Below are 1,219 nucleotides of genomic sequence, written 5' to 3'. Positions count from 1 at the left end.
GCCGGCCCCGAGCTGGTCCAGCTGCGTGGCCCGGCGAAGGCCGTCGCCGCCAACATGGACGCCTCGCTGGAGGTGCCGACCGCGACCTCGGTCCGCGCCGTTCCGGCGAAGCTGTTGATCGACAACCGCATCGTCATCAACAACCACCTGCAGCGCGCCCGCGGCGGCAAGGTCTCCTTCACCCACCTGATCGGTTACGCCCTGGTCCAGGCCATCAAGGCCGCCCCGGGCATGAACCACAGCTACAAGGTGGAGGACGGCAAGGCCTTCCTGGTCAAGCCGGAGCACGTCAACCTCGGCCTGGCCATCGACCTGGTCAAGCCGAACGGTGACCGTCAGCTCGTCGTCGCGGCCATCAAGAAGGCCGAGACCCTCGACTTCTTCGGCTTCTGGCAGGCCTACGAGGACATCGTCCGCCGGGCCCGCGCCAACAAGCTGACCATGGACGACTTCACCGGCGTCACGGTCTCGCTGACCAACCCCGGCGGCATCGGCACCGTGCACTCCGTGCCGCGCCTGATGCAGAACCAGGGCACCATCGTCGGCGTCGGCGCCATGGAGTACCCGGCCGAGTTCCAGGGCTCCGCCCCGGAGACCCTGGCCCGCCTCGGCGTCTCCAAGATCATGACGCTGACCTCGACCTACGACCACCGCGTCATCCAGGGCGCGGCGTCCGGCGAGTTCCTGCGCGAGATCCACCGCCTACTGCTCGGCGAGAACGGCTTCTACGACGAGATCTTCGAGTCGCTGCGGATCCCGTACGAGCCGGTCCGCTGGGCCACCGACGTCGCCACCACCCACGACGACGAGGTCAACAAGACCGCCCGCGTCATGGAGCTGATCCACTCCTACCGGGTCCGCGGCCACCTCATGGCCGACACCGACCCGCTGGAGTACAAGCAGCGCAAGCACCCCGACCTGGACGTCACCACCCACGGCCTCACCCTGTGGGACCTGGAACGCGAGTTCGCGGTCGGCGGCTTCGGCGGCCAGAAGATGATGAAGCTCCGCGACATCCTCGGCCTGCTGCGCAACACCTACTGCCGCACCGTCGGCATCGAGTACATGCACATCCAGGACCCGAAGCAGCGCAAGTGGCTGCAGGAGCGCCTGGAGAAGCCGTACACGAAGCCCGAGCGCGAGGAGCAGCTGCGGATCCTGCGCCGGCTGAACTCGGCCGAGGCCTTCGAGACCTTCCTGCAGACCAAGTACGTCGGCC

Annotated in this window: 1 protein-coding gene; it reads left to right on the top strand. The window is 67.8% G+C overall.

The features are described from left to right. Positions 1–1,219, top strand: a 1,219-nt coding sequence (locus ACZ3TI_RS40790) for a 2-oxo acid dehydrogenase subunit E2 (RefSeq protein ID WP_465735624.1), incomplete at both ends; no start/stop codon positions are given.

The sequence above is a fragment of the Kitasatospora sp. NPDC023120 genome (assembly GCF_055560835.1).
The sequence above is the reverse complement of the archived record's forward strand: the minus strand, read 5'-3'. Positions and strand labels throughout refer to the sequence as shown.